General features: G+C 65.1%; 9 protein-coding genes. 7 read left to right on the top strand and 2 right to left on the bottom strand.

The window, feature by feature from the left end; translation table 11 throughout:
• Positions 1 to 128: 128 nt before the first annotated feature.
• Together AC1VNY_RS41540 and AC1VNY_RS41535 are read right to left on the bottom strand one after the other, a co-directional pair.
• Positions 129 to 1,115, bottom strand: a complete 987-nt coding sequence (locus AC1VNY_RS41540) for an ABC transporter substrate-binding protein (RefSeq protein ID WP_482409528.1) — start codon at positions 1,113 to 1,115, stop codon at positions 129 to 131.
• 18 nt (positions 1,116 to 1,133) lie between these two features.
• Positions 1,134 to 1,457: a hypothetical protein gene (locus tag AC1VNY_RS41535; RefSeq protein ID WP_482409527.1), complete on the bottom strand. Its 324-nt coding sequence runs from the start codon at positions 1,455 to 1,457 to the stop codon at positions 1,134 to 1,136.
• Positions 1,458 to 1,586: 129 nt separating this feature from the next.
• On the opposite strand from AC1VNY_RS41535, the gene AC1VNY_RS41530 reads away from it, so the two are divergent.
• The 7 genes from AC1VNY_RS41530 (at position 1,587) to AC1VNY_RS41500 (ending at position 9,158) form a co-directional block, all read left to right on the top strand.
• Positions 1,587 to 2,681: an ABC transporter substrate-binding protein gene (locus AC1VNY_RS41530; RefSeq protein WP_482409526.1), complete on the top strand. Its 1,095-nt coding sequence runs from the start codon at positions 1,587 to 1,589 to the stop codon at positions 2,679 to 2,681.
• Entirely contained in the window at positions 2,659 to 3,675 is a 1,017-nt protein-coding gene (locus AC1VNY_RS41525) for an ABC transporter permease (RefSeq protein WP_482409525.1), read from the top strand. The genes AC1VNY_RS41530 and AC1VNY_RS41525 overlap by 23 nt, the downstream gene beginning before the upstream one ends.
• Positions 3,669 to 4,466 (top strand): ABC transporter ATP-binding protein, encoded by a 798-nt coding sequence (locus AC1VNY_RS41520; protein WP_482409524.1) that lies wholly within the window; start codon positions 3,669 to 3,671, stop codon positions 4,464 to 4,466. Before AC1VNY_RS41525 ends, AC1VNY_RS41520 begins: the two co-directional genes overlap by 7 nt.
• A complete protein-coding gene (locus tag AC1VNY_RS41515; protein WP_482409523.1) occupies positions 4,460 to 5,632 on the top strand; it encodes an acyl-CoA dehydrogenase family protein in 1,173 nt (390 codons plus the stop codon). Before AC1VNY_RS41520 ends, AC1VNY_RS41515 begins: the two co-directional genes overlap by 7 nt.
• 135 nt (positions 5,633 to 5,767) lie before the next feature.
• On the top strand, positions 5,768 to 6,862 hold the full coding sequence (locus AC1VNY_RS41510; RefSeq protein ID WP_482409522.1) for an LLM class flavin-dependent oxidoreductase: 1,095 nt from the start codon (positions 5,768 to 5,770) through the stop codon (positions 6,860 to 6,862).
• Entirely contained in the window at positions 6,859 to 7,800 is a 942-nt protein-coding gene (locus tag AC1VNY_RS41505; RefSeq protein ID WP_482409521.1) for an ABC transporter substrate-binding protein, read from the top strand. Before AC1VNY_RS41510 ends, AC1VNY_RS41505 begins: the two co-directional genes overlap by 4 nt.
• Before the next feature lie 512 nt (positions 7,801 to 8,312).
• Positions 8,313 to 9,158, top strand: a complete 846-nt coding sequence (locus AC1VNY_RS41500; protein WP_482409520.1) for a CmcJ/NvfI family oxidoreductase — start codon at positions 8,313 to 8,315, stop codon at positions 9,156 to 9,158.
• Positions 9,159 to 9,192: the final 34 nt, after the last annotated feature.

Below are 9,192 nucleotides of genomic sequence, written 5' to 3'. Positions count from 1 at the left end.
GGGTGGGGGTTGCCCTCCACGGACGCTGGCGTCTGCGGAGGCTGGATCCCCACCCGGATTGCTGCGCAATCCGACCTCCCCTTTTCAAGGGGAGGTGAGGAAAGAGCATGCCCGGTTCACGCGCGCCGCTAGTTCGAGCTCGCGCTTGCCGTAAAGCTGCGGTCGACGGCCTTGCCGACATCCAGCGTCTTGCCGAGGATGCCGTAGCGCGTGGCGCGATCGGAGGCGGCCTGCACCTCTTTGACCACGGCCTCGTCGATCGCGATCGGGCTCGTCTTCTGCGCGGTGTAGGCGGCGAGCAGTACGTCCTCCGGCAGCTTGGTCAGCTCGGCCGTGTTCCTGGCATACTCGGCGAGATGATCGAGCGACCACAGCCGCGCCTTATTTAGCCGCTGCACCAGGTCCTGCACCGCCGCGCGCTTGGTTGCGATGGCGTTGTCGGAAGCGACGATGAAGGTGATGGTCGGCGTCAGCCCTTCGCCGTCGGCGACGACGCGCGCCTTGTCCTTCAACGTGGCGTAGGAGATGTACGGCTCCCACACCGCCCAGGCGTCGATCGAGCCGGCCAGCAGCGCGATCTTGGCGTCGACCGGGCCGAGCGGGGCGAAGGTCGCGTCCTCGATCCTGCTGCCGGCCTTTTCCAGCGTCGCATTGATCAGGAACTGGCCCCAACCGCCCCGCGTGCCGGCAAGGCGCTTGCCCTTCAAATCGGCCGCCGTCTTGATCGGCGAATCCCCGCGCACCAGGATCGCCTGCGTCCGCGCATCGGAGCGCGTGCCGCCGATTGCCTTGATCGGGGCGCCCGACGCATAGACCGTGAGGAAGGACAGATCGCCGGTGTAGCCGACGTCGAGCGCGCCGGCGTTGATCGCCTCCAGGATCGGTGCTGCGGCCGGGAATTCCGACCACTCGATCTTGTAGGGCAGATCCTTGGCGAGGCCGGAAATTTCCAGCAGCGAGCGGTTGCCGCCCTTCTGGTCGCCGACGCGCAGCACGATCGCGTCAGCCGCGAGTGCCGCAGCCGACGTCGACAGCGTGATCACGGCTGTGATCAGCGCGGCCGCCGTGCGGCGGGTGAAAGTAGTGGGAGAACCCGAACGGGTCAGTTTGCGCATTTGAAGTTTCTTTCTGATTCATTCGCTGCGCGGCGGAACGCGCGGCAGCGTTCGATCAAGTCTATGAGCAAGCCGTTCGCCGTCAACGAAACGGAAATCTGAATTCGCAGGCTGCGCGGCAAGGATGATCTCGTCAGGCATGCCGTGCGTAGAAGACATCGCGCATGCGACCGCAAAACGCTCAAATTTGATGCAGTCGCGGTGATCGCGCCGCATCTCCGTGTGGGACGATCGTGAAAATCCTTTCATCGCCGCGCGATGCGATCGTGGAGAGTTCGGCTGTGGCGTCGACAACATTCGAAATTCCATTTCATTGACGATGAACTTGTCGCGCCGCATCATTTGCACGTTGCTTTGAGTGCAATCGCGCCGGAGAAATCCGCTTTTTCTAAAACCATGAGCTTCGAACGACGGGACGCGCAGACACGCTTTGCGCGCGGGGCGGAGCCTTGCCGAAATGCAGGAGTGATGATGTCGAGAGATAACAAGAAGACGGTGATGGATCGCCGCACATTGCTGCGTGCCGGCGCCGCCGCGGCCTTTGCCGCGCCGATCGGGGCGTATGGTGCGCAGGCCTTCGCGCCGCGGGCGATCACGCCGGCGATCGACTTCTCCGAATTCCCGATCTGCAAGACCGCGTCCGATGCGCCGGCTTTGACCGGCGCGCCGCGCAAGCTGAAGCTGTCCTGGAACGCCGGCGCGGTCTGCCTTGCGCCGCTGCCGGTCGCGATCGACCACGGCTTCTTCCAGAAGCAGAATCTCGACGTCGAGCTGGTCAACTATTCGGGCTCGACCGACCAGCTGCTGGAGGCGATCGCCACCGGCAAGAGCGACGCCGGTCTCGGCATGGCGCTGCGCTGGCTGAAGCCGCTGGAGCAGGGCTTTGACGTCAAGATCGCCGCCGGCACCCATGGCGGCTGCATGCGCGTCCTGACCCGCGCCAATTCCGGCATAGGCAAGCTCGCCGATCTCAAGGGCAAGATCGTCGCGGTCGGCGATCTCGCCGGCCCCGACAAGAATTTCTTCTCGATCCAGCTGGCCAAGCTCGGCATCGATCCGATCAAGGACGTCGACTGGCGCGCCTATCCCGGCAATCTGCTCAACGTCGCGGTCGAGAAGGGCGAGGTGCAGGCCTTCCTGTCGTCGGACCCGCTGGCCTATCTCTGGCTGAAGGATGCGCAATACAAGGAAGTCGCCTCCAACCTCGACGGCGAATATCGCGACAAGAGCTGCTGCATCGTCGGCCTGCGCGGCAGTCTGGTGCGCGAGGAGCCCCAAGTCGCGCGTGCCATCACCCAGGCGCTGCTCGACGCCGCGATGTTCACCTCGCAGAACCCGGACAAGGCGGCGAAATCGTTCCAGCCCTATGCGCCGAAGGCGGCGAGCCTCGCCGATCTCGAGGCAATGGCGCGATACCACACCCATCACCATCATCCGACCGGCGAGGTGCTCAAGCGCGAGCTGAAGGGCTACGCCGACGACCTCAAGACGGTGCAGGTGTTCAAGCAGAGCACCGACACGGCCAAATTCGCGGAGCGGATCTATGTCGACGTATTCAGTGTCTGACACGACGGCCGCGCCCGCGCCGCGCGCGGCGGTCACGTTCTCGAACCTCTCCGGCAGTTACGGTGTCGGCCTTGCGGCGAGCCTCGTCTGGCTCGCCTTTGGCCTCTCATGCCTCTATTGGCCCGATGTCGGCGACTGGTCGCGGACCGGATCGCTCGGCATCGGCGCGATCGTCGTCGCCGCCTTCATCCTGTTCGGCACATTCAGCGCGGATTATCTCGGCGGCGCCGGGCAGGCGTTGCGCAAACGCGCGCCGTGGCTGGTGGCGTTCGGCGCCTTCGTCACGTTGTGGGAGGTCGCCACCGCGAAGTTCGCCTGGCTGCCGCTGCCGTTCTTCCCGCCGCCGCAGTCGATCCTCGAAGTCTATACCGACGATCTGCCAAAGCTGCTCGACAGCGTGTTCGCCTCGATCAAGCTGCAGCTCGGCGGCTACATCATCGGCGCAACCGTCGGATTTATCACCGGTGTCTCGATCGGCTGGTCGCAGAAGATCGGTTATTGGGTGCATCCGGTGCTGCGCTTCATCGGCCCGCTGCCGGCCACCGCCTGGCTGCCGATCGCCTTCTTCACCTTTCCGTCGAGCTGGAGCGCCTCGACGTTCCTGATCGCGCTCGCCACCGGCTTTCCTGTGACCGTGCTGACCTGGTCGGGCGTGGCGAGCGTCAGCAACGCCTATTACGACGTCGCGCGCACGCTCGGCGCGAAGCCAACGTTCCTGGTGCTGAAGGTCGCGATCCCAGCCGCGCTGCCGCATGTGTTCGTAGGCCTGTTCATGGGGCTCGGCTCGTCCTTTGCGGTGCTCGTCGTTGCCGAGATGATCGGCGTCAAGGCCGGGCTCGGCTGGTACCTGCAATGGGCGCAGGGCTGGGCGGCCTATGCCAACATGTATGCGGCGCTGATCGTGATGTCGCTGCTCTGCTCCGGCGCGATCACGCTCTTGTTCCGCACCCGCGACCGCCTGCTGGTCTGGCAGAAGGGCGTCGTCAAATGGTAGTGCAGTCCGCCGCCGAAGCAATCACCTATCCGGCGGTCGGCGCCGAGCTCGATGTCGAAGGCGTCAGCCACGCCTTCGATATCGATGGCGCCACGCTGCCGGTGCTCGACAACGTCAATCTCTCGATCGCGCCGGGCGAGTTCGTCGCGCTGCTCGGCCCGTCCGGCTGCGGCAAGTCGACCTTGCTGCGGCTGGTCGCGGGGCTGGAAAAGCCCCGGTCCGGCTCGCTGCGCGAGGATGAAGTGCGGATCGCCGGCCCGCATCCGTCGCGGGTTGTCGTGTTCCAGGATCCGACGCTGTTTCCGTGGCGTACGGTGTGGGACAATGTCGCGCTTGGCCTCGAAGCGCAGGGTATCCTGAAGGCGCAGCGCCACCGTGTCGATGATGTCGTCGAGTTGGTCGGCCTGTCCTCGTTCCGCAACGCCTATCCGCACCAGCTCTCCGGCGGCATGGCGCAGCGCGTGGCGCTGGCGCGGGCGCTGGTCAACGATCCGAAGATTCTGGTGCTCGACGAGCCGCTCGGCAAGCTCGACTCGCTGACGCGGATCGCGATGCAGTCCGAGCTCGTCGCGCTGTGGCAGCGCAAGGGCTTCACCACGCTATTGGTCACCCACGACGTCGAGGAGGCGCTGGTGCTGGCCAACCGCGTCATCGTGCTGTCCGATCGGCCGGCGCGGATCAAGGCTGACATCGCCGTCGCCCGGCCGTATCCGCGGCATCGCGGCGATCCTTATCTCGCCGAGCTGCGCAAGCAGATCCTCGGCCTGCTCGGACTGGAGGCGACATGGTGACGACAGCGGCAAGGGGGCTGCCGCAGGCGAACGAGCCGGAGCACATCGCGCGCGCGTTGCGGCTCGCCGAGGTGTTTGCCGCGCGTGCACCCGCGCATGATCGCGACGCCAGCTTTCCGTTCGAGAACTTCGCCGATCTGTCGCGCGAGGGCCTGCTGGCGCTGACGGTGCCCGCCGCGCTCGTCGGGGGCGGAGCAGGCGCCCGCGACGCCACGCGCGTGCTCGGCATCATCGGCAAGGCCGATCCGTCGACCGCGCTGGTGCTGTCGATGCATTACATCCAGCATCTGGTGATGGCGCGCAGCACGCGCTGGCCGGCACGTCTGTCGCGCAAGCTCGCCAAGGAAACGGTCGAGGGTGTGGCGCTGATCAACGCATTGCGCGTCGAGCCCGAACTCGGCTCGCCCGCGCGCGGCGGCCTGCCGGCGACCACGGCACGCCGCACCGAAACCGGCTGGCGGCTGACCGGCAAGAAGATCTATTCGACCGGCGCGCCGATCCTGAAATGGTATTCGGTCTGGGCGAAGACCGACGAGCCGGAGACCCGTGTCGGCTTGTTTCTGGTTCCGGCAGGGTTGCCGGGAACGCGGATCGAGGAGACCTGGGATCATCTCGGCCTGCGCGCCAGCGGCAGCCATACTGTGATCTTCGACGACGTGGTGTTTCCGCTGGATTACGAGATCGACGTCCGCAGGCCCGACGACTGGAAGGTTCCCGACGTCACCCAGGCGACCGTGCATGCGATCTTCGTCGCCGCGATCTATGACGGCATCGCCCGCGCTGCCCGCGACTGGCTGGTCAAATTCCTGAAGGAGCGGGTGCCCGCCAATCTCGGCGCGCCGCTCGCGACCTTGCCGCGGATGCAGGAGGTCGTCGGCGCGATCGAAGCGCGGCTTGCGGTCAATGCCCGCCTGATCGACAGCTTCGCCGCCGATTTCGATAACGGCTTCCAGCTGTCCGCGATCGAGTCTAACATCATCAAGCTGACGGTGACCAATAACGCCGCGGCAGTGGTGGAGGATGCCTTGTCGCTGACCAGCAATCAAGGCCTGTCGCGAACCAATCCGCTGGAGCGGCATTACCGTGACGTGCTGTGCGGCCGCGTCCATACCCCGCAAGACGATGCCACCCGTGTCTCCGCCGGACGCTCCGCGCTGGGCGTCTGAAAAACAATAGAGCGTTTTCAAGCGAAGTGGATACCGGTTCGCGTGAAGAAAACGCGTCAAAGCAAGAATCTAGAGCTCCGTTCCGATTCTATCGGAACGGAAATGGCTCTAGCCAACAACAACGGAGTTCCCGTCATGCCGGTCGAGTTCATCGGCTTCATCACGAACAACAATGCCTCCGAGACCATCGTCCGCGCCGGGCCGGTGCTCGATCCGCCCTATATCGAGACGGTGGCCAAGGCGCATGAGCTCGCCGGTTTCGATCGCGCGCTGCTGGCGTTCCACTCCACCACGCCGGATGCGTTGCAGGTCGCGCAGCATGTCCTGACCATCACCAAGCAGCTCAAGGTGATGATCGCGCAGCGTCCGGGCTTCACCGCGCCGACGCTGCTGGCGCGCCAGCTCGCGACCCTGGATCAATTCTATGGCGGCCGCGTCTCGCTGCACGTCATCACCGGCGGCAACGCCATCGAGCTGCGCCAGGACGGCAACACGCTCGACGACAAGGACGAGCGCTACGCCCGCACCAGCGAATTCCTCGACGTGGTGCGGCTGGAATGGACCAGCGAGAAGCCGTTCAACTACAGCGGCAAGTATTACAACGTCGAGAACGGCTTCTCGCAGGTGAAGCCGTTGCAGAAGGGCGGCATCTACACCTTTGTCGGTGGCGGCTCGGACGCCGCGGTCGAGGTCGCGGGCAAGCACGCAGATACTTTCGCGCTGTGGGGCAAGTCCTACGCGCAGGTGCGCGACGTCACCGCGCGGGTGCGCGCGGCTGCTGCCAGGCACGGAAGGCCGACGCCGCGCTTCAGCCTGTCGGTGCGGCCGATCCTCGCCGACACCGAGGAGAAGGCGTGGAAGAAGGCGGAACATATCCTCGAGCGCGCCACCGCGCTGCAGGACCAGACCGGCTATCGCCGTCCCAACCACGCGACCGACGGCGCCAAGCGGCTGCTGGCACTCGCCGATCAGGGCACGCGCATCGACAAGCGGCTGTGGACCGAGATCGCCAAACTGACGGGCGCCAACAGCAATACCACTGCGCTGGTCGGCACGCCCGAGCAGGTCGCCGAGGTGTTCGGCGATTATTACGATCTCGGCGTCAGCCATTTCCTGATCCGCGGCTTCGATCCGCTGGTCGATGCGATCGACTATGGCCGTGCGCTGATCCCGCTGACCCGCAAGCTGATCGAAGCGCGCGACCAGCAGCGGGGGATTGCCGCCGAATGATCCGTCTCATTGTTGCGGCCGCGCTTGCGCTCGCCGCCGTCGATGGCGCCGCCGCGCAGACTACGCTGCGCGTCGGCGACCAGAAGGGCAATTCGCAGGCCGTGATGGAAGCGGCCGGTGTGCTCAAGGACGTCCCCTACAAGATCGAGTGGAAGGAGTTCGCAGCTGCGGCGCCGCTGCTGGAGGCGTTGGGGGCGGGTGCGATCGACACCGGTCTGGTTGGCGACGCGCCGTTCACGTTTGCGGCCGCCGCCAAAATTCCGGTCAAGGCGATCGCGGCCGTGCGGCAGTCGCGCGACGGGCTCGCGGTCGTGGTGCCGGAAAACTCCGCGATCAAGAGCTTCGACGATTTGCGCGGCAAGATGATCGCGACCGGCCGCGGTTCGATCGGCCATCAGCTGATCCTGGCGGCGCTGGAATCGAAGGGCTGGCAGGCGAGCGACGTGCAGATCGTGTTTCTCGCGCCGTCGGACGCCAAGGTCGCCTACACGCAGGGCGCGGTCGACGCCTGGTCGACCTGGGAGCCTTATGTCAGCCAGGAAGAGGTGCTGTTCAAGTCGCGCCGCGTTATCACGGCCGACGGCATCACGCCCGGCCTCGGCTTCCAGGTCGCAACGCCCGATGCGATCAAGGGCAAGCGCGCCGAGCTCGAGGATTTCGTGCGGCGCCTCGCCGCCGCGCGCGGCTGGTCGCAGAACAATGTCGAGGGCTACGCTGCGACCTGGGGCAGGCTGATGAACACCCCGCCCGCGGTGCCGCTCAATTGGCTGACCCGCGCCAAGATCCGCATCGCGCCGATCGACGACAGCGTGGTGGCCGACGAGCAGAAGACCATCGACCTCTACGACCGCTGGGGCCTGATCAGGCAGAAGATCAACGCCGCCGACGTCGTCGACCGGTCGTTTGGTGCGGCCGTCGAAAAGGGCGCGGGACTGTAGGCGCCTAACATTCACCGTCGTCCTGGCGAAAGCCAGGACCCATTACCCCGAATGCCAGCTGTTGTAAGGCGTTGGGGCCGCGATCCCGCTCGCTATCAAATTCGGTGGCAATGGGTCACGGCTTTCGCCAGGACGACGGGTGTTTACACGATTTCGGAATATTGGAAATATATTCCTGATTTGCCCGACGTGTCAAGCGGCCCTGTCGAAGGCCGGCAGCCGCGAGCTCCTTTGCATGGGGTTGTTTTCGATATTTTGCCGGCGCACCTGCGGCGGCCTTGCAAGCGGGAGATGTGAACCGTCTGCGCGGAAGCGATTCAACTCCGCACTATTGCACCGCTAACGAACCCGTGATTCAAAACATCCATTCGGCCGCGGGCTGCCGCGCGGCAAGGATTTTCCCCGTTTGGCACATTCCAAAACCGCAACGTTGCTATTTTCGCCACGACCTTGCCACCCCGCCCGGCGCCGCCAAGATCAAAAGGACGAACAATCGAGTCCGGGAGATCACCATGGGCCTTCAACAAACTCGCATCGAGTCGCTGCCGTTTGTGACCGCTGAACTGAATTATCTTGCGCCGACGCCGGGCAAGCCCCGGACCTACGCCTTCGATCCGCCGCCCGGCGAACCCAAATCCACCGCGCTGCCCGAAGCCCACAATGTTCCGATCTTTGACGGGCGCCTGATATCAGACAGCTTCTCGCTCGATCGCGAGGGCTTTGCGCTGGTCAAGCATCCGACCAGCGTGAAGGACTATTACGACGAGAACGAAGTCCGCAACGTCTACTATCCCGCCGTCGAAGCCTTCCTGAAGGCGACGCTGAAGGCGGATCGTGTTTTCATCTTCGATCACACCGTGCGCAAGCGCGTCGAGGGCGCCGCGGATATCCGCGGCGGTGGACCGCGTCAGCCCGCGACCCGCGTCCATGTCGACCAGACCGCCGTTTCCGGCCACAACCGGGTGTTCGAGCATCTTCCCGAGGAAGCCGAGCAACTGGTCAAGGGCCGCGTCCAGGTGATCAACCTGTGGCGCCCGATCCGCGGGCCGTTGCGCGATTCACCGCTTGCGATGGCCGACGGTACGACAGTGGCGCCGGAGGATCTGATCGCCTCCGACCTGATCTACCCGAACCGCAGCGGCGAGACCTATTCGGTGAAGTACAATCCGAACCATCGCTGGTTCTACATTCCCGAGATGACGCCGGACGAGACGATCCTGCTGAAATGCTACGACTCGGCGACCGACGGCCGCACGCGGTTCGGGCCGCACACGGCGTTTGTCGATCCCACCACGCCCGCGGACGCCGCGCCGCGCGAGAGCATCGAGCTGCGCACGCTGGTGTTCCATAAGCAGTAGGATGAAGAACGTTACCTGTCTCTTATACGCATCT

It is taken from the genome of Bradyrhizobium ferriligni (assembly GCF_056837965.1).
This window is presented reverse-complemented; position numbering and strand designations above follow the sequence as displayed.